The 23,150-nt window shown below is 73.3% G+C and carries 21 protein-coding genes; 13 read left to right on the forward strand and 8 right to left on the reverse strand.

Annotation, left to right across the window (positions count from 1 at the left end; all coding sequences use genetic code 11):
- Positions 1-50: 50 nt before the first annotated feature.
- From AB0K14_RS09260 to AB0K14_RS09310, 11 genes are all read left to right on the forward strand, one after another.
- Positions 51-1,307 carry an ATP-grasp domain-containing protein gene (locus AB0K14_RS09260; protein ID WP_360451293.1) on the forward strand — a complete coding sequence of 419 codons (1,257 nt, stop codon included), beginning with the start codon at positions 51-53 and terminating at the stop codon, positions 1,305-1,307.
- Positions 1,304-2,140, forward strand: a complete 837-nt coding sequence (locus AB0K14_RS09265; protein WP_360451296.1) for a DUF364 domain-containing protein — start codon at positions 1,304-1,306, stop codon at positions 2,138-2,140. Before AB0K14_RS09260 ends, AB0K14_RS09265 begins: the two co-directional genes overlap by 4 nt.
- Entirely contained in the window at positions 2,137-3,195 is a 1,059-nt protein-coding gene (locus AB0K14_RS09270; RefSeq protein WP_360451299.1) for a PLP-dependent cysteine synthase family protein, read from the forward strand. Before AB0K14_RS09265 ends, AB0K14_RS09270 begins: the two co-directional genes overlap by 4 nt.
- Positions 3,192-4,202 (forward strand): enolase C-terminal domain-like protein, encoded by a 1,011-nt coding sequence (locus tag AB0K14_RS09275; RefSeq protein ID WP_360451302.1) that lies wholly within the window; start codon positions 3,192-3,194, stop codon positions 4,200-4,202. The genes AB0K14_RS09270 and AB0K14_RS09275 overlap by 4 nt, the downstream gene beginning before the upstream one ends.
- Positions 4,199-5,380 (forward strand): MFS transporter, encoded by a 1,182-nt coding sequence (locus AB0K14_RS09280; RefSeq protein ID WP_360451304.1) that lies wholly within the window; start codon positions 4,199-4,201, stop codon positions 5,378-5,380. The genes AB0K14_RS09275 and AB0K14_RS09280 overlap by 4 nt, the downstream gene beginning before the upstream one ends.
- On the forward strand, positions 5,377-6,183 hold the full coding sequence (locus AB0K14_RS09285) for a class I SAM-dependent methyltransferase (RefSeq protein ID WP_360451306.1): 807 nt from the start codon (positions 5,377-5,379) through the stop codon (positions 6,181-6,183). Before AB0K14_RS09280 ends, AB0K14_RS09285 begins: the two co-directional genes overlap by 4 nt.
- Before the next feature lie 122 nt (positions 6,184-6,305).
- Positions 6,306-7,844 carry an ABC transporter substrate-binding protein gene (locus AB0K14_RS09290; RefSeq protein ID WP_360451309.1) on the forward strand — a complete coding sequence of 513 codons (1,539 nt, stop codon included), beginning with the start codon at positions 6,306-6,308 and terminating at the stop codon, positions 7,842-7,844.
- On the forward strand, positions 7,841-8,785 hold the full coding sequence (locus AB0K14_RS09295; protein ID WP_360451312.1) for an ABC transporter permease: 945 nt from the start codon (positions 7,841-7,843) through the stop codon (positions 8,783-8,785). Before AB0K14_RS09290 ends, AB0K14_RS09295 begins: the two co-directional genes overlap by 4 nt.
- Positions 8,782-9,552: an ABC transporter permease gene (locus AB0K14_RS09300; RefSeq protein WP_360451315.1), complete on the forward strand. Its 771-nt coding sequence runs from the start codon at positions 8,782-8,784 to the stop codon at positions 9,550-9,552. Before AB0K14_RS09295 ends, AB0K14_RS09300 begins: the two co-directional genes overlap by 4 nt.
- A complete protein-coding gene (locus tag AB0K14_RS09305) occupies positions 9,549-11,021 on the forward strand; it encodes an ATP-binding cassette domain-containing protein (RefSeq protein WP_360451318.1) in 1,473 nt (490 codons plus the stop codon). The genes AB0K14_RS09300 and AB0K14_RS09305 overlap by 4 nt, the downstream gene beginning before the upstream one ends.
- Positions 11,018-11,569: a GNAT family N-acetyltransferase gene (locus AB0K14_RS09310; protein ID WP_364337779.1), complete on the forward strand. Its 552-nt coding sequence runs from the start codon at positions 11,018-11,020 to the stop codon at positions 11,567-11,569. Before AB0K14_RS09305 ends, AB0K14_RS09310 begins: the two co-directional genes overlap by 4 nt.
- Positions 11,570-11,605: 36 nt before the next feature.
- Here AB0K14_RS09310 and AB0K14_RS09315 read toward each other — a convergent pair whose 3' ends face one another.
- Positions 11,606-12,454: an SDR family oxidoreductase gene (locus tag AB0K14_RS09315; protein ID WP_360451324.1), complete on the reverse strand. Its 849-nt coding sequence runs from the start codon at positions 12,452-12,454 to the stop codon at positions 11,606-11,608.
- 168 nt (positions 12,455-12,622) lie between these two features.
- Between AB0K14_RS09315 and AB0K14_RS09320 the strand changes: the two genes are divergently transcribed.
- Entirely contained in the window at positions 12,623-13,834 is a 1,212-nt protein-coding gene (locus AB0K14_RS09320; protein ID WP_360451327.1) for a pectate lyase, read from the forward strand.
- Positions 13,835-13,883: 49 nt separating this feature from the next.
- Here AB0K14_RS09320 and AB0K14_RS09325 read toward each other — a convergent pair whose 3' ends face one another.
- The 6 genes from AB0K14_RS09325 to AB0K14_RS09350 all read right to left on the reverse strand — a co-directional run bounded on the left by AB0K14_RS09325 (position 13,884) and on the right by AB0K14_RS09350 (position 19,871).
- Positions 13,884-15,131: a hypothetical protein gene (locus tag AB0K14_RS09325; RefSeq protein ID WP_360465222.1), complete on the reverse strand. Its 1,248-nt coding sequence runs from the start codon at positions 15,129-15,131 to the stop codon at positions 13,884-13,886.
- Positions 15,128-15,634 (reverse strand): SigE family RNA polymerase sigma factor, encoded by a 507-nt coding sequence (locus AB0K14_RS09330; protein WP_360465219.1) that lies wholly within the window; start codon positions 15,632-15,634, stop codon positions 15,128-15,130. The genes AB0K14_RS09325 and AB0K14_RS09330 overlap by 4 nt, the downstream gene beginning before the upstream one ends.
- 191 nt (positions 15,635-15,825) lie before the next feature.
- On the reverse strand, positions 15,826-16,935 hold the full coding sequence (locus AB0K14_RS09335) for an ABC transporter permease (RefSeq protein ID WP_360465216.1): 1,110 nt from the start codon (positions 16,933-16,935) through the stop codon (positions 15,826-15,828).
- On the reverse strand, positions 16,935-17,819 hold the full coding sequence (locus tag AB0K14_RS09340; RefSeq protein WP_360465213.1) for an ATP-binding cassette domain-containing protein: 885 nt from the start codon (positions 17,817-17,819) through the stop codon (positions 16,935-16,937). The genes AB0K14_RS09335 and AB0K14_RS09340 overlap by 1 nt, the downstream gene beginning before the upstream one ends.
- An 82-nt stretch (positions 17,820-17,901) precedes the next feature.
- Positions 17,902-18,573: a response regulator transcription factor gene (locus AB0K14_RS09345; protein ID WP_360465210.1), complete on the reverse strand. Its 672-nt coding sequence runs from the start codon at positions 18,571-18,573 to the stop codon at positions 17,902-17,904.
- The gene (locus tag AB0K14_RS09350) at positions 18,570-19,871 is read right to left on the reverse strand and encodes a sensor histidine kinase (RefSeq protein WP_360465207.1); all 1,302 of its coding nucleotides are present in this window, start codon (positions 19,869-19,871) and stop codon (positions 18,570-18,572) included. The genes AB0K14_RS09345 and AB0K14_RS09350 overlap by 4 nt, the downstream gene beginning before the upstream one ends.
- Positions 19,872-19,960: 89 nt before the next feature.
- On the opposite strand from AB0K14_RS09350, the gene AB0K14_RS09355 reads away from it, so the two are divergent.
- Positions 19,961-22,096 (forward strand): NACHT domain-containing protein, encoded by a 2,136-nt coding sequence (locus AB0K14_RS09355; protein ID WP_360465204.1) that lies wholly within the window; start codon positions 19,961-19,963, stop codon positions 22,094-22,096.
- Between the two features lie 66 nt (positions 22,097-22,162).
- On the opposite strand, the gene AB0K14_RS09360 is transcribed toward AB0K14_RS09355, so the two are convergent.
- On the reverse strand, positions 22,163-23,137 hold the full coding sequence (locus AB0K14_RS09360; protein WP_360465201.1) for an aldo/keto reductase: 975 nt from the start codon (positions 23,135-23,137) through the stop codon (positions 22,163-22,165).
- Between the last annotated feature and the right edge of the window lie 13 nt (positions 23,138-23,150).

Raw genomic sequence — 23,150 nt, forward strand, 5'->3', positions numbered from 1 at the left:
TGATTACCATTATCCGACCCCGGTCCCGACGCCCCTTCGGAGGAGCACGCGTGGCGCACTTGTTGATGATCGAGAGCTGGGTCGGCGCGATGAGTTCGCTGCTGCCGCGGGCGATCCACGAGTCCGGCCACCGGTTCACGTTCCTCACCCGCGACCTGCCGCACTACCTGCGCGCCGCGCCGACGCACCCGCACCCGTTGCTGGCCGCGGAGAACGTGCTCACCGCCGAGACCAACGACCTGCCCGCGCTGCTGTCCTACGTGGAGCGGATGCACGACGTGCTGGCGTTCGACGGCGTGATCTCCTCCTGCGACTACTACCTCTCCACCGTCGCCGCGGTGGCCGCGCACCTCGGCCTGCCCGGATCGGACCCCAAGGCCGTCGAACGCGCCTACCGCAAGGACCTCACCCGGACGACCACCGCCGCCGCGGGCGTGCCGGGCCCCCGGTTCGCGCTCACCGAGGACTGGCACGCGACCGCGAAGGCCGCCGCCGAGCTGGGCTACCCGCTGGTCGTCAAACCGGTCGACCTGTGCGCGGGGATGCACGTGCGCGAGGTGCGGGACGAGGCCGCGCTCCGCGAGGCGTACCTGGCCCTGGAGGGGTTCCCGGTCAACGCGCGCGGCCAGGAGCGGGTGCCGACGGTGCTGCTGGAGGAGCTGCTGGTCGGTCCCGAGGTGAGCGTGGAGACGGTGACCGTGGCCGGCACGACCTACGTGGTCGGGGTGACCGACAAGAGCCTGGCCGGGCAGCCGTGGTTCGTGGAGAGCGGCCACATGTTCCCGGCCGCGCTGAGCGACGCCGACCGGGACGCGGCCGTGGACACCGCGGTGAGCGCGATCGACGCGCTCGGCCTGGACCGGGCGGTGGCGCACACCGAGGTCAAGCTGACCGCCGACGGACCGCGGCTGATCGAGGTCAACCCGCGCCCGGCGGGCAACCGGATCACCGAACTGGTCCGCCGGGTCACCGGGATCGACCTGCCCTCCGCGTTCGCCGACCTCGCCGTCGGCCGCCAACCCGACCTGCGGCCGCGGGAGACCGGTGTGCGCAGCGCCGCCATCTCGTTCCTGCTGCCGCCGCGCTCCGGGGTCGTGGCGGGGATCGACGGCGTCGACACCCTGGCCGCGAACCCCGAGGTCGTCGACTGGGCGGCGAAGCCCGCCGGCCACCGCGCCGGTGAGCCGACCAGCAACAACAGCTACCTCGGGCACGTCATGGTCACCTCGCCCGACACCGATGCCCGTGACCGCGCGGAACGAGCCGTCGGCGCGCTGGCGGTGCGCTACGCGGAGGGCGACGCGTGACCGCGCAGGCCGACCGGCGCCCGCTGTCGGGCGTCACGGAACTCGTCGCGCTGGCGCGCGCGGGCGCGCTCGGCCCCGATCCGGCCGAGTGCCGGGTGAGCGTCGCGTTCACCACGAGACAGGGCGCGCGGCACGTCTCGCGCGGCCGGGCGTACCGCAACACCGTGGTCAGCGTGCGGATCGGTGACGCGGTCGGCTCGTGCGCCGTCGAACCCGACGAGGCGGACGACGCGGCCGTGACCGACTGCGTGGGCGAGAACGTCGCGGACCTGCTCACCCACCCCGACGCCGCGATCCGCACGGCGGTGCTGGACGCGTACCTGATGCACGCGCACCCGCACCACCTCGCCAACGCCCGGCACGTCGTCATCGGGTCCGGTGACTCCCTGGCCAAGTCGATGGCCCGCGCGTCGGCCGTGGTCGACCTGCTGGACGCCGAGCCCGGGCAGCGGGTGCTGGTCGTCGGCGTGGTGAACTCCCTGCTGCACCACCTGCGCGCCCGCGGTCTGCGGTACGTGCCGTGCGACCTCAAGGGCGGTCGCACCGAGTGGGACGAGCCGATCGTGACCGACGCCCAGGCCGCCGTCGAGGACTGCGACCTGGTGCTGGCCTCCGGCATGACGGTCGGCAACGGCAGCTTCGAACCGCTGCTGCGCGCCGCCGTCGCCGCCGACCGGCCGCTGGTGGTGTTCGCCCAGACCGCGAGCGCGATCGTGCCGTGGTTCCTCGGCTCGGGGGTCACGGCCGTGTCGGCGGAGCCGTTCCCGTTCTTCTGGCTGCACGGCGGCCCGACCACGCTGCACCACTACCGCGCCCCCGGACGGGTCCGGTGACCGCACGGCGCAACCCCCACCTGTTCGACCTGCTCGGCAACACCCCGGTCGCCCGCATCGACACGCCGCTGCCCCACCGGCACGGCGGGTTCTGGGCGAAGCTGGAGTGCCTGAGCGCGGGCGGGATGAAGGCACGTTCGGCGGTCGCGATGCTGTTGGCCGCACGGGAGCGCGACGAACTGGCACCCGGCGCGGTGGTCGTGGAGTCGACCAGCGGCACGCTCGGCCTCGGGTTGGCGTTCGCCGGCCAGGCGTTGGGGCACCCGGTGGTGCTGGTGGTCGACGACGAGTTGGAGCCGTCGATGCGCGCGCTGCTGCGCGCGCACGGCGCGCGGCTGGAGGTCGTGGACCGGCCGCACCCGACCGGCGGCTGGCAGCAGGCCCGGCTGGACCGGCTGCACGCCGTGCTGCGCGGGCTGCCCGGCGCGTACTGGCCCGACCAGTACAACAACCCCGACAACCCCGCCGGGTACGCGGGACTGGCGCGGGAGCTCGCGGCGCAGCTCGACCACGCGGACGTGCTGGTGTGCAGCGTCGGCACGGGCGGGCACAGCGCCGGCGTCGTCACGGCCCTGCGCCGGTACTGGCCGGACGTGCGGCTGATCGGCGTGGACACGGTCGGCTCGACCATCTTCGGCCAACCCGCCCGGTCGCGGGTCATGCGGGGACTGGGCAGCAGCATCCACCCGCGCAACGTCGCCTACGAGCAGTTCGACGAGGTGCACTGGCTCGGTCCGGTCGAGGTGGTGGACGCGTGCCGCCGGTTGGCGCGGGACTGCTTCGTCACCGGCGGCTGGAGCACCGGCGCGGTCGCCCTGGTGTCGGCGTGGGTGGCGCGCGTCGAGCCGGGCGCGACCGTGGTGACGATCTTCCCGGACGGCCCGCACCGCTACCTGGGCACCATCTTCGACGACGACTTCTGCCGGGCGCGGGGCCTGCTGGGCACGCCGGAGGACCGCCCGGTGGAGATCGCGGACACCGCCGGGATCGAGGTCACCAGCTGGGCCCGGTGCCGGTCGGTGTACGCGCCCAAGGCGGTCGGGGTGCCGGCGTGAGGCTCGACTGGACGGTGTACGGCTTGCTGTTGCGGTCGCCGCTGCGCATCTCGCGGTCGGTGATGGCCCGTCGGGACGCGGTGCGCGTGGTGGTCGAGCACGACGGGCTGCGTGGTCACGGCGAGGTGGTGACCAGCCAGTACTACGGTCTGGACGTGGAGCGGATCGTCGGGCTGCTGCGCGGGCTGGCGCCCGTGGTGGCCGGTTGCGACGGTCCCGAGGACCTCCGGGAACGCCTGCCCGAGCTGCCGCCGGGTGTGCTCGCCGCCGTGGACACCGCGCTGCACGACCTGGAGGCGTTGTCGCAGGGGCTGCCCGTGCACGCCTCCGTCGGCATTCCACAGTGGACGGACGTGCCGACGGCCCGCACGATCGGCATCGGCCCACCCGCCACGGCCGCCGCCGAGGCCGCCGGACTGGCCGGGCGCGGGTTCACCCTGCTGAAGGTCAAAGTGGGCGGCGAGCACGACGTGGCCGCGGTGCGAGCGGTCCGCGCGGCCGCGCCGGACGCCCGGCTCGTCCTCGACCCCAACGGCGGGTGGACCGCCGAACAGACCGTGCGGGTGGTCGAGCAGCTCACCGGCGTCGACGCACTGGAGCAGCCGCTCCCGCCCGGCCGCTGGGACGAGCTGGCGTGGCTGCGCGAACGCTGCCCGGTGCCGTTGATCGCGGACGAGGACGCGGCCACCGCCGCGGACGTGCGGGCGCTGACCGGCCTGGTCGACGGGGTGAACGTCAAGCTGGCCAAGTGCGGCGGGATCACGGCCGCCCGCGAGATCATCGCCGTCGCGCACGCGTGCGGGCTGGACGTGATGCTGGGCTGCCTGGTGGCGAGCTCGCTCGGCATCGCACCGGCGGTGCACCTGACCGGACACGCCCGGTGGGTGGACCTCGACGGACACCTGCTGCTCGCCGACGACCCGTGGACCGGGATCGGCGGTGAGGACGGCACGCTGCGGCTGTCCGGCGCGCCCGGTCTCGGCGTGCTCCCGAAGGCCGCCCCATGAGGCGTTTCCCGCTGCCGGTGCGCGTGCTGCTGGTCAACCAGTTCGGCGTGAACACCGGTTTCTACCTGCTGATCCCCTACCTGGCCACGCACCTGGGCGACCTCGGCCTGTCGGTGGCCACGATCGGGCTGGTGCTCGGCGTGCGGACGTTGAGCCAGCAAGGGATGTTCCTCGTCGGCGGCTCGGCGTCCGACCGGCTCGGGCCGCGCCGGGTCATCATCGCGGGCTGCGCGGTCCGCGCGGTCGGGTTCGGGTTGTTCGCGGCGGGCGAGTCGATCGCCGTGCTGCTCGCCGCGTCCGTCCTCAGCGGACTGGCGGGCGCGTTGTTCAACCCGGCGGTGCGCGCCTACATCGCCGAGGAGTCCGACGACCGGGCGGGCGCGTTCGCCCTGTTCAACGCCTACGGCCAGGCGGGCGCGCTGACCGGGCCGCTGCTGGGCGGGCTGCTCATGCTGTGGGACTTCCGGATCGCCGCCCTGGTGGCCGCCGGGATCTTCGCCCTGCTGACCGTCGCGCAGGCGGTCGTGCTGCCCCACCGGCCCGCCGCGGCGCACGAGGGGACCGTGCTCGACGACTGGCGGGAGTGCCTGTCCGACCGCCGCTTCCTCGCCTTCACCTGCGCCCTGACCGGCATGTTCGTGCTGCAGAACCAGCTCTACCTCGTGCTGCCGCTGGAAGCACGCCGGCTGTCCGGCTCGTCGTTCGCCGTCGCAGCGGTGTTCCTGGTGTCCACGGTGGCGACCTTGCTGTTCCAGGTGCGCATCACCAGGGCGCTGGACCGGTTCGCGCGAGGACGGGCCATCACGCTCGGGCTCGCGGTGATGGGGCTGGGGTTCCTCGCCACGGCGGCCGGCCACGTCGTCCCGCTCGGCGGCATCACGCCCGTGCTGGTGGCGGCGCTGCTGTTGTCGGCCGGTGTGATGATCGCGCAGCCGTTCGTCTACGAGCTGATCCCGCAGTTCGGCCGCACCGGCCTGGCGGGCACGTACTTCGGCGTGTTCTACCTGGTCTCCGGACTGGCCGCGGCCCTGGGCAACGCGGCCATCGGCTGGGTGTTCGGGTGGTCGGCACCGGTGGCGTCGCTGCTGTGCGTGGGCGTCGGGCTCGGGTGCGCGGCGGCCCTGGCCTGGCTGCACCGCCGCGGCGTGCTGACCGCGAACCGAGAGGTGGCCCGATGAGCGAGAACCTGCTGACCGACAACCCCGGCCTCTACGAACAGCAGTTCCCCGACCCCGACCACGTCGCCGCCCGGTTCGCGCACGACGTCGTGACCCGGTTCGGGGCCGGCCGTTCCGAGGTCGGCCGTCTTGGGGCGGGGCGCACCCTGCTGGACGTCGGCTGCGGCACGGGCCGCGACGCCGGCCACCTGGCGGGCCTGGGCCACGAGGTCGTCGGGCTGGACAGCTCCGAGCGCATGGTCCGGCACGCCCGCGCGCACCACCCGGCGGCCGAGTTCGTGCTCGGCGACATGCGGACGTTCGACCTGGGCCGCCGGTTCGACGTGATCACGTGCCTGGACAGCGCGCTGCTGTACTGCCACACCAACGCCGACCTGGACGACTTCCTGCGCCGCTGCCGCGACCACCTCGAACCGGGCGGCCTGCTGGTGGCCGAGATGCGCAACGGCGCGTTCTTCCTGGGCAACACCGAACTGCTCGACGGCGTCCGCAGCCGCACGGTCGTCTGGGAAGGCGTGTCCTACACCTCCCACACCAGGCTGTGGATCGACCACGCCGCCCAACTGCTGCGCCGCCGCCGCGAGTGGTGGTGGCCCGGCGCCCAGCCGCTCGTGCAGCGCTCGGCGTGGCGGCTGCTGTTCCCGCAGGAGCTGCGGTACTTCCTCGACCACGCCGGGTTCGACGTGCTCGCCCTGTTCGACTCGCCCGGGCCGCGCACCGACGAACCGTGGGTGCCCGACGCCGAGTTGCGCGAGGACCTCTTCGGAGACCGCCTGCACCTCGTCGCGCGCCTGCGCCACTGAGCCCGCGCCGCTGAGCGCGTGCCACCGAGTCCTCGTCACCAAGCCTGCGTCACCGAGCCCGTGCCACGAAGCCTGCGTCACCACGCCTGCGCCACCAAGCCTGTGCCATTGAAGGGAAAGACATGCATTCGCTGAACCGCCGCGGTTTCCTCGGCCTCACCGCCGGCCTCTCGATCGCCGCCCTCGCGGGATGCGGGACCGCCGAGGGCCCGACCTCCGCCGCGTCCACGCCCCGCAACGGCGGTCGGCTGCGCGCGGCGTTCGCGGGCGGTGGGGCCAAGGAGGTGCTGGACCCGCACCTGGCGAACCTGTTCGTGGAGGCCGCCCGGTCCAAGGCCCTGTACGACAAGCTCGCCGACCTCGGCCCGGACGTCGCCGCGCAGCCCAGACTCGCCGAGAAGTGGGAGCCGGACGCCGGCCTGACCCGCTGGCGGATCACCCTGCGGCAGGCCGCGTTCCACAACGGGCAGCCCGTGCGCGCGGACGACGTGCTGGCCAGCTACGCGCGCATCCTCGACCCCGGCCGCGCGTTCCGGGCCAAGTCCAGCCTGGCGTTGATCGACCTGCCGAACAGCCGCGCGGTGGACGACCGGACGGTGGAGTTCGCGCTCAAGCGGCCGTTCGTGGAGTTCCCCAACGTGCTGGCCGCGTTCGGCGCGTACATCGTGCCCGCCGGCACCGAGGACTTCACCGCGCCGGTCGGCTCCGGCCCGTTCAGCTTCGTGTCGTTCGAGCCGGGCAAGTCGGTGCTGCTCAAGCGGCACGACGGGTACTGGGAGGGCGCGCCGCACCTGGACGAGCTGGAGTTCGTCATCGCCAACGAGGAGTCGGCGCGGGCGAACGCGCTGCTCGGCGGCCAGGTCGAGTACGCCCACGACCTCACCCCCACCACCGCGCGCAGCCACGCGGCCGGTGACCGGATGGCGATCCACCGGGCGCCCAACAGCGCCGTGCAGGCGTTCGCGATGAAGCTGGACCGGCCGCCGTTCGACAACCGCGACCTGCGGGAGGCGTTGTTCCTGCTGGCCGACCGGCCGCAACTGGTCGAGTCGGTGCTGGCGGGCAGCGGCCAGGTGGGCAACGACCTGTTCGGCAAGGGCTACCAGCACTACGCCGACGACATCCCGCAGCGCACCCGTGACCTGGACAAGGCGAAGTTCCTGATCCGCCGGGCCGGCGCCGAAGGCCTGACGGTCAAGCTGGACACCTCCACCGCCGCAGCCGGGATGGTCGAGGCCGCCACGGTGTTCGCCGACCAGGTCAAGGGCTCCGGGCTGACCATCGAGGTGGTCACCGGCAACAAGGACAGCTACTGGTCCGACACGCTCAAGAACGGTTCGCTGTCGAGCTTCCGGTCCGGCGCGATGCCGATCGAGACGCACATCGCGCAGCGCCTGCTGACCGGTTCGGGCACCAACGTGACCAAGTGGGCCAGGCCCGAGTTCGACGCGCTCTACGACAAGGCGGTGTCCACGGTGGACGCGGCCGAACGGGACGCGGTGTACCGGGAGATGCAGCGCTCTCTGCACACCGAGGGCGGCTACCTGATGTGGGGCTTCGCGGACTGGATCGTCGGCGCCGCCCCGAACGTCGGCGGCATCTCCACCGCGCCCGCGAACACGCTGGACTGGGCGCGGTTCGACAAGGTGTGGTTGGGATGAGCCTGCGCCGGTACGCCGCCCGGCGGCTGGCCATCGGCGCGGTCCAGGTGCTCGCCGTGGTGACCCTGGTGTTCCTGCTGGTGCAGGCGCTGCCGGGCGACGCGGCGGTGGCGTTGGCCGGCGACAACCCGGACCCGCGGCGGATCGAGGAGATCCGGGCGGCGATGGGCCTGGACCGGCCCGCGCTGGACCGGTTCGGGTCGTGGCTGTGGGGGTTGGCGCGGGGCGACTTCGGCGAGTCGTTGATCTCCGGCCGGCCGGTGGCCGAGTTCCTGCACGACGGGCTGGGGCCGACGCTCGTGCTGGCGGTGCTCGCCCTGGTGCTGCTGATCCCGGCAGCGGTGCTGCTGGGCGTGCTGGCGGCGTTGCGCGAGGGCGGGCCGTTGGACCGGGCGGTCACGACGGTGACCGTCGGTCTGCACTCGATCCCGGAGTTCGCGCTGGCCGTGGTGCTCATCGCGCTGTTCGGGGTGCAGTTGCGGTGGCTGCCGCCGACGGCCGTGGGCGCGGACCTGCTCGGGCAGCCCGCCGTGCTGGTGCTGCCCCTGGTGGTGCTGGTGGCGCGGCCGTTGTGCTCGATCAGCCGGCTCGTGCGGGCCGGGATGATCGACGCCCTGGCGTCCGACTACGTCCGGCACGCGCGGCGGCTGGGTATCGGTGTCACGCGGGTCCGGTTCGCGCATGCGTTGCCGACCGCGCTCGCGCCCGCCGTGCAGCAGGTCGCGCGGACCACCGACTGGCTGCTGGGTGGCGTGATCGTGGTCGAGGCGGTGTTCGTCATCCCCGGCCTGGGCACGATCCTGGTGGACGCGGTCGCGGGCCGTGACCTGCCGGTCGTGCAGGGGCTGGCGGTGGTGTTCGCGGTGACCACGGTGGTGGTCAACCTGGTCGCGGACCTGCTCGTGTTCCGGCTCGCGCCGCGATCGGTGGCCATCGCGTGAAGGGCGTCGGCTGGCTGCTGTTGGTGGTGCCGTTGGCGTTGGCGCTGCTGGGGCCTTGGTTCGTGCCGGACGAGCTGACGCGCGGCGCGCCGTTCATGCCGAACTCGTCGCTGGGCACGGACTTCGTGGGCCGGGACGTGTGGCACCAGGTGCTCGCCGGTGGGCAGACGGTGGTGCTGGTGGCGTTGCTGGCGACGGTGTCCTCCTACCTTGTGGGCGTGCCGTGGGGCGTGGTGGCCGCGATGACCCGCCTGCGAATCGTGGACGAGGTGCTGATGCGGCCGCTCGACCTGCTGCTCGCGGTGCCGTCGTTGCTGGTGCTGATCCTGGTGGCCGCCATCGCCGGACCCGGGCTGCCGGTGCTCGTCGGCGTGGTGGCGCTGGTCAACTTCCCCGACGTGGCGCGGATCTCGCGGGCCGCCGCGCTGGAGATCGCCGGGCGTCCGGCACTGGAGGCGATGCGGTTGCAGGGCGAGACGTGGTGGCGGACATCCATCGTCTACACCGGACGGTCGATGCTGCGGACCCTGGCCGCGGACCTGGGCGTGCGGCTGACCGGTGCGCTGTACCTGGTGGCGTCGGCCAGCTTCCTCGGCGTCGGTGTCGCGCCGGACGCCGCCGACTGGGCCGTCATGGTCGACCGCAACCGGGTGGGCCTGTTCATCCAGCCGTGGGCGGTGGTCGTGCCCGCGCTGCTGATCGTGGCGTTGTCGGTGGGGCTGAACCTGGTGTTCGACCGGGCGCTGCGGGCGGAGGCGCGGTCGTGACGCCGGTGGTGCACGTCGAGGGCCTGCGCGCGGTGGCCGGGACCCGGACGCTGGTCGACGGGGTCGGCTTCGCGCTGTCCGCCGGGCGGGTGGTCGCGCTGGTCGGCGCGTCCGGCAGCGGCAAGACCACCACCGGGCTCGCGCTGCTCGGTGAGCACGCGCCGGGGGTGACCGTGACCGGGCGGATCACGGTGGCCGGGCGGGTCGGGTTCGTGCCGCAGCAGCCGTCGGCGGCGCTGAACCCGGTGCGGCGGCTCGGCGGCGTGTTCCGGGAGATCGCCGCGCTGCACGCCGGCGACCGGGACGAGCTGATCGCCACCGCGCTGCGCCGGGCCAGGGTGCCCGTCGAGCTGCTGCGGCGCTACCCGCACGAGCTGTCCGGCGGGCAGCAGCAGCGGGTGGTGCTGGCGCAGGCGCTCGTCGGCGACCCGGCGGTGCTCGTCGCGGACGAGCCGACCACCGGGCAGGACCCGATCACGCGGGCCGAGGTGGTGGACGAGCTGTCGTCGGTCGTGGCGCAGGGGGTGGCGCTGGTGCTGCTCACGCACGACTTGGACGTGGTGCGCGCCATGGCCGACGAGGTGGTCGTGCTGCGGTCGGGCCGGGTCGTGGAGGCCGGTCCGACGGCCGACGTGCTCGACCGGCCGCGCTCGGACTACACGGCCGCGCTGGTCGCGGCACAGCCCCGCGTCACGGTGCCCGCCGGGCGTCCGGCCGTGCCGCCCCGGCTGCGGACGCGGTCGTTGACCGCACGGCACCGCGCCACGACCGTGCTGCACGACGTGGACGTGCGGGTGGGTGCGGGCGAATGCCTGGCGGTCGTGGGGCGGTCCGGCAGCGGCAAGACCACGCTCGCCCGGTGCCTGGCCGGGCTGCACGCCGGGTTCACCGGTGACGTGCTGCTGGACGGGCGTCCGCTGCCGCGGTCGTTGCGCCGTCGTTCGCGGTCCGAGTTGGCCGCGGTGCAGTACGTGTTCCAGGACGCCCGCGCGTCGTTCGACGCCCATCGCACGGTGCTCGACCAGGTCGGCCGGACCGCCGTGCGGCTCGGTGGGGTGGCCGACGCGCGTGCGGTGGCGTTGGCGGAACTCGCGGCCGTGGGGCTGGACGAGGCCACCGTGACCCGCCGACCGGCCGGGCTGTCCGGCGGCGAGCTGCAACGCGCCGCGCTGGTGCGGTCGCTGCTGGCCCGGCCGGACGTGCTGGTGTGCGACGAGATCACGTCCGGTCTGGACACCCTGACCCAGGCGAGCCTGCTCGACCAGCTCGCCGCGCTCACCTGCACGGTCGTGCTGATCAGCCACGACCTGGCCGTCGTCGCACGGCTGGCCGACCGCGTCGCCGTGCTGCACGGCGGGCGCGTCGTCGAGCACGGACCGGCGGGCGACGTCCTCGGCTCCCCCACCCACCCGGTGACCACCGGCCTGCTGGGCCGCTCGATGGAAGGAACAGAGGAGAAGAAGACATGACCTCGTACCACCGCGAAGTAGGACCATACGAGGTCCGGCGCGCTGCGGAGTCCGATCTGGACGGCGCGCGCAGCGTCATGCTGGACACGTTCTACCAGGAGTTCGGCTACGGCTACCGGCCCGAGTGGCACGGCGACGTGATCGACCTCGAACGCGCGTACCTGCGGTCCGAGCGGCACGCGTTGTTCGTCGCGGTCAAGGGCGACGAGGTGGTGGGTACCACCGGCGTGCGCGCCACGGCGCCCGCCAGCCCGCCGCACCCCGCCTGGTTGGCCGCGCGCTACCCGGACGGCAGCACGGCGCAGCTGTTCCGCGTGTACGTGCGGCCCGACCACCGCCGCGCGGGGCTGGCGCGGGCGTTGGTCGACATGGCCACCGGGTTCGTCGCGGCGACGCCGGGCTACGAGCGGCTGTACCTGCACACCGACACGCGCATCGCCGGGGCCGAGCCGTTCTGGCGGTCCGTGGCGGAGGAGGTGTACGACGCCCGTGACGGCGACCCCATCAGCTTCCAGACCCTCCACTTCGAGATCCCGTTGGCGCGCTGAGGCAAGTGCCGCCGGGCGGGCCGTCGGCCGGTCCGCTCAGCGGCCGCGCAGCAGGTCGGCCAACGACGTGGCGGGGTGCCCGGTCAACGCGGGGACGGCGTCGCTCACCTCGGCCAACTCCCCGTTCGCGATGGCGGTGTAGGTGGAGACCCAGGCGTCGACCTGCCAGTCGGGCGCGCCGTACCCCGCGCGTGAGCGGTAGGCCTGCTCGACGGTCTCCGGGTGGTAGGTGATCCTGCGCCCGGTGGCTTCGGAGAGCACGGCGGCGACACCGTGCAGCGTGAGCGCTTCCGGCCCGGTCAGGTCGTAGGTGCGGCCCGCGTGCGCGGCCGGGTCGGTGAGGACGGCGGTGGCGGCGTCGGCGATGTCGTCCTGCGCCACGACGGCCGCCCGACCGTCACCGGCGGGACCGCGCAGCACGTCGTCGTCACCCACCATGCCGGGCAGGAAGTCGGCGTAGAGGTTGTCGCGCAGGAACGTGAACGCCATGCCGCTGGCCCGGATGTGCTGCTCGGTGGCCCAGTGGTCGCGCACGAGCGTGAAGGTGGCGTCCGGCGCGGCGCCCACGAACGACGTGTAGACCAGGTGCCCGACCCCGGCCGACGCGGCCGCGTCCACGAAGGCGCGGTGCTGGTCGACCCGGTCGGCTGATTCGGACGCCGAGACCATGAGGACCGTCGGGATGCCGTCCAGGGCCCGGCGCACGGCGTCGCGGTCGGCGAACGCGGCTTCCGCGACGGTGGTCCCGGGCAGCCGCGGTGCGCGGGCGGGGTCGCGGACGAGCAGCAGCTGCGTGGTGCCCGCGTCCGCGAGGCGGCGGGCGACGCGCCCGCCGAGGTGTCCGGTGGAGCCCGTGACGGCGATCAGGGGTCGGTTGGTCGACATGCGGCCGGCTTCCTCTCGACGGTGATCGACGCACTTTCGTCGAATGAGTCGAAACAATAACCGAATTCACGTGCGTGAAAATTCTATTGATTCCGGCGTGGCGGGGTTAATGTTTTCTGGGAGCGCTCCCAGGACGGTATGACCACCCTGCTCGCAAGGAGGCGACGCATGAGTCCACGAACTGGTACGCCCAAGAGAAAGTTGACCGGTCGGTTCGCCGCGATCACCGCCGCGGCCTCGGTGACGGCGATGGCCGCGGCAATGGTGGTGGCGGGCGGTCAGAGCGCCTACGCGGCCGTCGGGTGCCGCGTCGACTACACCGTCACCAACCAGTGGGGCGGCGGGTTCAGCGCCAACGTCACGATCACCAACCTGGGTGACGCCCTGTCGAACTGGACCCTGGAGTGGACCTTCACCGCGGGCCAGCGCGTCGACCAGATGTGGGGTGGTGAATTCAGCCAGTCGGGCAGCACGGTGACCGTGCGCAACGCGAGCTGGAACGGTTCCCTCGCCACCGGCGCGTCCACGACGCCCGGCTTCAACGGCTCGTGGTCGGGCTCCAACCCGGCACCGACCTCGTTCAAGGTCAACGGCGTGACGTGCACCGGCTCGCCGACCGGCACCTCCACGTCGACCTCGACCTCCACGTCGACCTCGACCACGTCGCGCACGACGACCACCACGACCAACCCCGGTGGCGGCGGTGACGGCAGCGGCCCGTGGCCCACCGACACCGGCAGCGTGCACACGCCCACCACCCGCAACGCCGGCACCTTCTTCGACGGCGGGATGAAGCGCTACTACGGCATCGGCGACGGCGGCCAGGGCGAGAGCCAGGACCCGATGTTCGTCGTGGCCAACGGCGGCACGATCCAGAACGTCATCATCGACGCGCCCGCCGGCGACGGCATCCACTGCGAGGGCTCCTGCACCATCCGCAACGTCTGGTGGAACGACGTCGGCGAGGACGCCGCGACGTTCAAGTCGAGCAGTTCCTCGGCCACCTACCTGGTCGACGGCGGCGGCGCGAAGTCCGGCGCGGACAAGGTCTTCCAGCACAACGGCGCGGGCACCGTGACCATCCGCAACTTCCAGGTCCACAGCAGCGGCAAGCTCTACCGCGCCTGCGGCAACTGCTCCACGTCCTACCAGCGGCACGTGGTCCTCGACGGCGTCACCGCCCGCACCACCAAGGTGCTGGCGGGCATCAACACCAACTGGGGCGACACCGCCCGCTTCTCCCGCATCACCGTCTACGGCAGCACGACGATCTGCGAGAAGTACCAGGGCGTGCCCAAGGGCAGCGAGCCGAAGAAGATCGGCGAAGGCGCCGACGGCGTCAACTGCCTCTACTCACCGTCCGACATCACCCAGCGATAGCGGTGAACGGTGGTGCGGGCACGATTCCCGTGCCCGCACCACCGTTGTCTCACCAGTGCAGGGCCGGCAGTTCCGCGATCCGGATCAAGTCCGCCTCCCCCAGCGGCACGGTGGGCCGGGTCGGGGTGTCGGACCGACTGCCGTCGTCGGCGACGTTCGACGTGTGGATGGTGATCCAGGTGCCGTCCGCCGCCCGGGCGTTCAGGAAGAGCCTGGACCGGCCGCCCTCCGTCTGGGTCTCCACCGCCGCCTTGCGGCCGCCGGACAGGTCGACCAGGCGGCACGTGGCCCGGCCGCCGCAGTCCACCGCGCCGTCGGACGGCTTCTGCAGCTCCACCATCACCCAACCGCTGCCCGCCGCGTCGGTCAGGTTGGCCATCGCCCGGTAGCCGCCCTGCCTGATGCGGAACTTCAACGCCCCGTCCCCACCGGGCACCGGCTCGGCCCTGAGCCCGGCGGGCAGCGCGCCCGCCAGCACCGGGTCCAGTTCGGCGGCACGGCGGTCCGACGGCGCCGCGGGCACCGGCCGGCCCGCCCACTGCACCTTCAGCTGGGGCGCGGCGGCGATGGCGATCAGCTGGTCGTCGGTGAGCACCCTGGTCGTGGACCCCATGCCGCCGGTCTCCATGACGTGCACGTACGTCCCGTCGGTGCGCCACACGTCGGCGCTGACCAACGTCGCCTCCGCGCCCGGCTCCACGATGACCCGCGCCGTGGACCCGTCCGGCAACGTCCTGGTCGAGCACACGGTGTCCGGCCCGTAGCGCACGCACTCGCCCGGCGGCTGGCCACCGGCCGACCTGACGTAGACGATGACCGTCCGATCACCGGTGAGGGTGAAGTCGCCGCCCCAGCTCTCCGCGATCGCGCACAGCTGCAACGGGGTCGCCTCGACCCCCGGCGGCAGCGGCAGCGCGAACTGCTTGAACGCGTCGGTGAGCCGACCCGACTCGGCCAGCTCCGCGGGCGTCGCGGTGCCGCGCGGCAGGTCGGGGAACCCGCCCGTCATCGCGGGCACGGCGCAGCCCGGCGAAGCCGCGACGGTCGTCGTCGCGGTCGTCGTCGGCGCCGTCGACAGCTGATCGGCGGGCGGCGCCGAGGTCTGCCCGGCGCTCCCGTTCACCGCGAAGGTCACCGCGACCACCGCGACGATCCCCGCCGCGGCCGCGGACAGCACGCCGAACCGCCGCCGTGCCCGCCGCTTGCGCCCGTCCTGGACGACCCGGTCGAACTCCACGCCCAGCTCCGGCTCGTCCGCCAACGCCGACCGGATCATGTCGCGCACCTCGTCGCTCACGAGCCCTCCCACAGCACGGTCCGCCTGGTCGCCAGCGCACGCCTCAGGGCGTCCAAACCCTTGGACACCTGGCTCTTCACCGTTCCCTCGCTGCAGCCCAGGGCCGCCGCCGTCTCCGCCACCGGCAGGTCCTCCCAGTACCGCAGCACGACCGCGGCCCGTTGCCTGGGCGGCAGCGCGGCCAACGCGCGCCGCACGTCCATGGCTTCCTCGACCCCCGTCGACGCCTGGGCCACCTCCGGCACCGCCTCGACGACCGTCTCCGGCCGCCTCCCCCGCCACCGCGACTCGTCGATGACGGCCCTCACCAGCACCTTGCGCACGTACGCGTCGACCCGTCCGTCCCGGTCCAACCGCCCCCAGTGCACGTAGACCTTGGCCAGCGCCGTCTGCGCCAGGTCCTCGGCCCGGTGCCAATCACCACACAGCAAGAAAGCGGTCCGTCGGACGACGGCCACCCGTGCCTCGAAGTACGCCCGGAACTCTCGGTCCCGATCGTCCACGTGACACCTCCTCCACTCGGTCACCCCCTATACGGCATCCGACTGAGGCCCGTTGCCCGTAACTTTGCGTGACCACGGCGAAGGGCCCGCACGCGCCCCCGCACGCACGGGCCCTCCGAGCCGCCCGGCTCCCCGATCAGCCGGCCGGTCCGACCCCGATGGTGTCCACGACCCCGTGGTCACGACGGCCGTCACTCCTGACGCGCCCACGCCTTGCTCAGGGCGAGCTTGCCGCCGGTGTGCAGCAGCGACCTGGAGTACACCCGGCTCGCCAGCACCACGATCAGCACCACCGACCCGGCCAGCAACCCCAGCGCCACCAGCGGTTCCCACACCGCCGCCTCGCCGGCGAACAGCCGCACCGGCATCGCGATGGCCGACGAGAACGGCAGGAACGACAGCACGGTGAGCACGGTGGCGTTGTCGAAGAAGAACATCACGCCGAAGTACGGTCCCATCACCAGGAGCATCACCAGGCCCATGCTCGAACCCAGGTCCTCCTGCCTGCTGACCAGCGACCCGGCGACCGCCCACATCGCGGCCAGCAGCACGAACCCCAGCACCATGAACGGCACGAACCAGCCCAGCCCGGGCGCGATCGCGGCGAGCAGCTCCGAGTGCCCGCCCAGCCGCAACGCGACCGGCGCGGCCACCGCGATCACCAGCACCTGACCGATCGTCAGCAGGGCGTGCCCGAGGATCTTGCCCGCCAGCAGCGCGCGCACCGGGACCGTCGCGACCAGGATCTCCACGATCCGGGTCTGCTTCTCGGTGACCGTGCTCTGGGCGATGGCCGCCCCGCCCATCCCGAACATGAGGAACAACAGGGCGAACACCATGCTCGCGAGCTGCAGCTGACCCCGACCGACCTCGCCCGGGTCGAGCAGGTCGACCGGCGGCGCGGTGCGCAGCGCGGCCACCACGTCGGTCGGCGGGTCGTTCAGCGTCAGCACGCGCACCCCCGTGGCGGACTCGCCGGTGGTGTCCGGCACGACCGCCGCCTCCACCTCCTCCGCGCGGATGAGCGCCTCGGCGGCGGCCACGTCGGCGACCTCGCGCACCTCGAGACCGCTGTCGGTCAACGCCTCCGCGGCCCGCGCGCCGACCGCGGCGACCTTGGTCTCACCGCTGTCGAACACGGTCGGCAGGATCGACGCCGCGAACAGGCCCACCACGATCACCGCGAGCCCGATCCAGAAGCCCTTGGTGCGCAGGAACGCCTTCATCTCCCGCTCGGCGACCAGCTTGGTGGCCGCCGCGAAACCGCGGGGCCTGCCGTCCTGCCGGGTCACGCCGGTCATCAGATCGCCTCCTTGAAGATCTCGTCGAGCGTGGGCACGACGGGGGTGAAGCTGCGCACGGGTCCGCGGCGCAGGGCGGCTTGCAGGACCACCTGGTCCGCGTCCGCGGCACCGTCCGGTTCGAACACCACGCGCGGACCGTCGACGTCCACCACGCGGACACCGGGCACGTCCCGCACCCACCCCGCGTCCGAGGTCACGACCAGCTCGAACCGCGCGGCGCCGTACCGGGCGCGCAGCTCGTCCCGCGCTCCGCTGACCGTGATCCGGCCGGCGGAGATGATGACCACGTCGTCGCACAGCCGTTCCACCACCGCCAGCTGGTGGCTGGAGAACAGCACGGGCACGCCGCCCGCGGCACGCTCGCGCAGCACGCCGAGCACCGTCTCGACCGCGATCGGGTCCAACCCGGAGAACGGCTCGTCCAGGATCAGCATCTCGGGGTCGTGCACCAGCGCGGCGGCGACCTGCGCGCGCTGCTGGTTGCCCAGCGACAGCTCTTCGAGCTTGTCCTGCGCCCGGTGCCCCAGCTCCAGCTGGTCGAGCAGGCGATCGGTGTTGCGCCGCGCCGCCTCCCGGTCGAGGCCGTGCAGCCGGCCGAGCCAGCTGATCTGCTCGGCGACGCCCATCTTCGGGTACAGGCCGCGTTCCTCCGGCATGTAGCCGAACTGCTGCCGCACCGCGCCGGTCACCGGCGAGCCCTGCCAGGCGACGGTGCCGCCGTGCGCGGCGAGCACGCCGAGGATGATGCGCATGGTGGTGGTCTTGCCGGACCCGTTCGCGCCGAGGAACCCGGTCATGCGGCCGGGTCGGACCTCGAAGGACACCTCGTCGAGGACCCGGTGGTCGCCGAAACTCCGGCTGACCGACGTCACTGTCAACATGGCGCCAACGCTATGCGCCCGGCGCCCCGGCCACGTCCGGCGCGAGATCGACCGCCGGGGTCATCCTCGCGGAGGACGCCGGTCAGGCCCGGCCCGGTTCCACGATCCCGTGCTCGTAGGCGAACACGACGGCGTGCGTGCGGTCGCGCAGGCCGAGCTTGGCCAGGATGCGCGACACGTGGGTCTTCACCGTCGTCTCGCCCAGGTACAGCGCCCCGGCGATCTCCGCGTTGCTCGCGCCGCGCGCGAGGTGGACCAGCACCTCGAACTCGCGGTCGGTGAGCTCCGCCGGCCGCCGCGACGGCGTCGCCCGGGCAGGCGTGGTGAACCGGGCGATCACCCGGCGGGTGACCTCCGGCGACAGCAGGGCGTCGCCCCGGGCGACCACCCGGACCGAGTCGACCAGGTCCTCCGGCGAGGCGTTCTTGAGCAGGAAACCGCTGGCGCCCGCCCGCAGGGCCTCGAACAGGTAGTCCTCGCGGTCGAACGTGGTGAGGATGACGACCTTGATCGGGTTGCCCGCGCCGTCCGGGCCGAGGATGCGCCGGGTGGCCTCCAATCCGTCCACGCCGGGCATCTGGACGTCCATCAGCACCACGTCGGGTTGGAGCCGGCCGACCACGTCCACGGCCTCGGCGCCGTCGCGGGCCTCGCCGACGACCTCGATGTCGTCCTCGGTGCCGAGGATCACCCGGAAGCCCGCCCGGACCAGGTCCTGGTCGTCGGCGAGCACCACGCGCAAGGGGATCGTCATGCGGGGAACCTCGCACGGACGCGGTACCCGGCGTCACGGCGGGGTCCCGCGTCGAGCTCGCCGCCGTGCACCGCGACCCGTTCCCGCATGCCGACCAGGCCGAAACCGGCGCCGACGACGGCCTTGTTGGCCCGGCCGCGGCCGTCGTCGGAGACCTCGACCTCCAGCGAGGTCTCCAGGAACCGCACCCGCACGTCGACCCGGCGCGCGTCGGCGTGCTTGACCACGTTCGTCAACGACTCCTGCACGATCCGGTACACCGACAGCGCCACGCCCTCGGGCACCGGCCGCGGCTCGCCGTACACGGTGTGGTCCACGTCGAGCCCGGCGGACCGCGCCTGCTCCGCGAGCTCGGGCAGCTGGTCCAGCCCCGGCGACGACGTCGCGCCCGCCGTCTCGCGGACGTCGTCCTCCGAGTCGGCGCGCAGCACGCCGAGCAGCCCGCGCAACTCGCCGATGGCGGTGCGCGCGGTGTCCTCCACGGTCCGCAACGCCTCGCGGGCCAGGTCCGGGTCGCGGTCGAGCACCCGCCGGGCCGCGCCCGCCTGCACCCCCATCACCGACACGTGGTGCGCCACGACGTCGTGCAGGTCACGGGCGATGCGCACGCGTTCGGCGACGATCGCGCCACGCGTGTTCTGCTCCTGCGACCGGCGCAACTGCTCGGCGCGGTGCTCCAGTTCGGCCTGCCGGCGGGCGGAGACCCATGCCATGTCACCGAAGAAGTACGCGGTGAGGAAGTACAGCACGTTGATCCCGATGCCGTAGAGGACCGTGGCGAGCACCGGGTCGAGCGGCCCGGCCGCGTCCTCGAACGACGGCGTCGGCGCCAGCAGGAACCGCATCAGCGAGAAGCAGAGCCAGCCGAACATCACCACGATCACCGCGAGCCGCGCCCACCGCGCCCGCCGCCGGTCCCGTCCCCAGGCGCCCGCGCTGAAGATCGCCAGGAACAGGGCGAGGGAGGGCACGAGGTTGTCGCCGACCTGCCTCACCTGCACCGCGATGAACAACGCGCTGACGACGAACAGCACGATCAGGGGGAACCGCCGCCGCACGACCAGCGGCGCGGTCAGGGCCAGGCCCCAGGCGAACTGCTCGACCAGCGGCGGTCCGTCCTCCCACGGGCTCGCGCCCATGCTGGTGATCAGCGCGGTCACCAGGAAGGTGCCCGCGATCGCGACCAGCGTCAGCCACACGTCTTGCCGCTGCTGTGCCGGCGTGGGGCCGGGGCGTTGCCAGCGAGCCCACGCGGGCTCGTCCCCGTGACCACCCTCGGGCGGCCGTTCGTCCGTCATGCCCGAGAACGTAACCCGAGCGGCGTTCGCCCAGCGCGTCGGACCGCTGCGGTTTACTGGTGGCACCGGGAGGCGCAGAAGGGTCGCGGATGGTCACCGACGAACCGAACTCGGCGCGCAACGAGTTCTCCGGCACCGCCGAGCACGTGGTGCAGGCGGGCCGCATCGACCAGGTGCACGTGCACGTCGGCGGGGCGTCCCCGCTCGACCAGGCGGCGCGGGAGCTGCGCCGGGTCGTCGCGGCGCAGTGGCGGGAGGAGGCGTCCGAGCGGCGCCTGTTCACGCCGGTGCCGCTGCGGGTGCGCTGGGAGCCGCGCGAGCCCGACGGCCCGCCCCTGCACAGCGACGACCCGGTGGAACTCGCGGCGGCGTTCCGGGCGGTGCCCCGGCGGCGTCTCGTCGTGCTCGGCGAGCCGGGCGCGGGCAAGACGACGTTGGCGCTGCTGTTGGTCCTGGCCCTGCTGCGGGACGCGCGCGAGTCCGACCCGGTCCCCGTCCTGCTGTCGTTGCGCGACTGGGCCCCGGGCCGCGAACACCTGCGCGCCTGGCTGATCCGCCGCCTGCTGGAGGACTACCCGGGCCTGCGGGCGCACGACGCGGCCCGTCGGCTGGTGACCGCGCACCGGGTGCTGCCCGTGCTCGACGGGCTGGACGAGCTGCCGCCGGCCGTCCGGCCCGAGGCGCTGAGCGAGCTGAACCGCGCACTCGGTGGTGACGCGCCCCTGGTGGTGACGTCCCGGACCGACGACTACGACGCCGCCGCGGGCGACGCGGGCCAGGTGCTCACCGCCGCGACCGTCGTCGAGGCACGGCCGCTCGACCTCGCCGTGGTCGACCACTACCTGCCCGCGTCGGCGTCACCGCGACGGGCCGCGCAGTGGCAACCGGTGCTCGACGCCCTGCGCGCCGAGCCGGACGGGCCGCTCGGGCAGGCCATGGGCTCGCCGCTGACGGTCTGGCTGGCCCGCACCGTCTACGCCAACTCCGCCGACGACCCGGCCGAGCTGCTCGACTTCACCGACCGCGCGGCGCTGGAGGAGCACCTGGCGAACGCGCTGATCCCCGCCGTGTACGCGCCCGGCCCCGCCCCGCCTTCCGCCGCCGGTGAAGCGCCGGCGCTGCCACCGCCGCGCTACTCCCCCGACCGCGCCCGCCGCCGGCTCACCTACCTCGCCCGCCACACCGGGGACATGGCCCACTACGGCGGCCTCATCCACGTGTCGAAGAAGCGGGCCGGCGAGATCGCGTGGTGGCGGTTGATCGACGCCATCCACCCGGTCCTGCTGCTGGCGATGCTGGTCGGCGCCGGCGTGCTGGGCACCGTCGCGCTCGGCATCCCCTACCCGGAGTTCGGGTGGCCGGAGAACGTCGTGTTCGGTCTGGTGGCCGGGGTCCTCTCGGTGCTGCTCGCGGTCGCCGACGACACACCGCCGATGCGGCACCGGTCGACGCTGCGGGCGTGGGTGCACTTCCGGCGCCTCTCCGGGCCGCTCGCCGTGATGCTGCTCGTCTTGGCGGCCCTGGTCGTGGCGAGCGAGGTGTCCGGTGTGGTCCTGTCGCTCGAAACCGTGGACGTGAACCGGAACGGCGTTCCCTCCCGGGACATCAGGTTCACGCCTCGCGGGAGCGAGTGGACGTGGGCGCACCTCCCGGCCGTGCTCAGGTACGTGCTGGCGCCGTTCGTGGCGCTCTGGTTCGCGATGACCGCCGCGGGGTTGGGCTCGAACTTCATCTCGTCGGAGACGCCGCACCTCGTCGTGGACCTCTCCGAGGACGCGCCCACACCGGTCGCGCTGCTGCGCGCCGACCGGCGCAACACACTGGTCAAGCTCGTGCGGTGCTTCGTGGTGGTGGAACTGGCCGCGTGCCTCTGCGCCGTGGCGCCGATGGACTGGGACAGCCTGCTCGCGCTGCTGCGACTGGGCGCGTTCGTCGGCTGTCTGGTCACGTTGTGGGTCCTGTTCTTCCGCACCGCGTGGGGGCGGTGGGTGTTCGCGCGGACCGCGTTGGCGGCGGTCGGCCTGGTGCCGTGGCGGCTGCTGGGGTTCCTGGAGGACGCCCGGCAGCGGGGCGTGCTGCGCCAGACCGGCGGGGTGTACGAGTTCCGCCACACCCGCCTGCTCGACGCGCTCGACGGGCAGGACCGCCCAACCCCCGAGCCACCGCGATCGCAGCCGCCGTCGGACCCGAGCTACTACGGCATGGGCGGTCCTCACCCGTACTGAGAACGCTGACCCCGCCCGGCGGGGTCAGCGCGGCGGGGTCAGCGCGGCCGTGCCCGCCCGGCGGGGTCAGCGCGGTTCGACCCTGGTGGCGGTGTCGCCGAAGACGAACGGGGACGGTTCGCACTCGGCGATGAAGTCGGACGGGAAGCCCAGCCGGAAGTCCACCGCCGCCTCCAGCCGCCGGATCGCCTCGTCGGGCAGGGTGACGTCCAGCGCGGCCAGGTTCTCGTCGAGCTGCGCGACGCTGCTCACGCCGACCAGCGGCAGCACCGCGCGGGACTTGGCGCGGGTCCACGCCAACGCCACCTGCGCCGGGCGCACGCCCAGGTCCTCGGCGACCTCCCGGACGGCACGGGCCGCGGCGCGCTCCGACCCGGTGAGCGTCGCGGGGTCCACCCGCCTGCCGGTGGCCCCGGTCAGCTTGCCCGCGGCGAGCGGGGCCCAGGCGGTCACGCTCAGCCCCAGCGCCTCGGCCATCGGCAGCAGCTCGCGCTCCACGTCCCGCTTCAGCAGGTTGTAGGGCACCTGGAGGCCGGCGAACGGGGTCCAGTCGCGCCACTGGGCGAGCGTGTTGGCCCGGGCCACCACCCAGGCGGGCGCGTCGGAGACACCGGTGTAGAGGACCTTGCCGGCGCGCACCGCGTCGTCCAGGGCGCGCATGGTCTCCTCGATCGGCGTGTGCCGGTCCCAGATGTGCACCCAGTAGATGTCGACGTGGTCGGTGCGCAACCGGCGCAGGCTCCGGTCCAGCGACGCCATCAGGTTCTTGCGGTGGTTGCCCGAGGCGTTGGGGTCGGCGGCGTCGCGCGACAGCGTGTACTTGGTGCCGATGACGAACCGGTCGCGTCGCCGCACGATCGAGCCGAGCAGCTCCTCACCGCCGCCGTACGCCGACGCGGTGTCGAGCACGTTGCCGCCCGCGTCGGCGTAGGCGTCCACGATGCGCCGCGCCTCGTCGGGGTCGCTGAACGTCATGGTGCCGAGCAGCAGTTCGGACACGCGCAGACCGGTCTGGCCGAAGAGCCGGTACTTCATCGTCATGACGCACAGCCTG

The organism is Actinosynnema sp. NPDC050801, assembly GCF_040673975.1.
Classification (GTDB): domain Bacteria; phylum Actinomycetota; class Actinomycetes; order Mycobacteriales; family Pseudonocardiaceae; genus Actinosynnema.

What these genes read in the sequence shown, in the direction of transcription:
- AB0K14_RS09345 (WP_360465210.1), bottom strand. Translation starts at nt 18,573, where the DNA reads ATGACGATCCCCTTGCGCGTGGTGCTCGCCGACGACCAGGACCTGGTC.
- AB0K14_RS09320 (WP_360451327.1), top strand. Translation starts at nt 12,623, where the DNA reads ATGAGTCCACGAACTGGTACGCCCAAGAGAAAGTTGACCGGTCGGTTC.
- AB0K14_RS09315 (WP_360451324.1), bottom strand. Translation starts at nt 12,454, where the DNA reads ATGTCGACCAACCGACCCCTGATCGCCGTCACGGGCTCCACCGGACAC.
- AB0K14_RS09290 (WP_360451309.1), top strand. Translation starts at nt 6,306, where the DNA reads ATGCATTCGCTGAACCGCCGCGGTTTCCTCGGCCTCACCGCCGGCCTC.
- AB0K14_RS09280 (WP_360451304.1), top strand. Translation starts at nt 4,199, where the DNA reads ATGAGGCGTTTCCCGCTGCCGGTGCGCGTGCTGCTGGTCAACCAGTTC.
- AB0K14_RS09350 (WP_360465207.1), bottom strand. Translation starts at nt 19,871, where the DNA reads ATGACGGACGAACGGCCGCCCGAGGGTGGTCACGGGGACGAGCCCGCG.
- AB0K14_RS09310 (WP_364337779.1), top strand. Translation starts at nt 11,018, where the DNA reads ATGACCTCGTACCACCGCGAAGTAGGACCATACGAGGTCCGGCGCGCT.
- AB0K14_RS09360 (WP_360465201.1), bottom strand. Translation starts at nt 23,137, where the DNA reads ATGACGATGAAGTACCGGCTCTTCGGCCAGACCGGTCTGCGCGTGTCC.
- AB0K14_RS09295 (WP_360451312.1), top strand. Translation starts at nt 7,841, where the DNA reads ATGAGCCTGCGCCGGTACGCCGCCCGGCGGCTGGCCATCGGCGCGGTC.
- AB0K14_RS09355 (WP_360465204.1), top strand. Translation starts at nt 19,961, where the DNA reads ATGGTCACCGACGAACCGAACTCGGCGCGCAACGAGTTCTCCGGCACC.
- AB0K14_RS09340 (WP_360465213.1), bottom strand. Translation starts at nt 17,819, where the DNA reads ATGTTGACAGTGACGTCGGTCAGCCGGAGTTTCGGCGACCACCGGGTC.
- AB0K14_RS09335 (WP_360465216.1), bottom strand. Translation starts at nt 16,935, where the DNA reads ATGACCGGCGTGACCCGGCAGGACGGCAGGCCCCGCGGTTTCGCGGCG.
- AB0K14_RS09285 (WP_360451306.1), top strand. Translation starts at nt 5,377, where the DNA reads ATGAGCGAGAACCTGCTGACCGACAACCCCGGCCTCTACGAACAGCAG.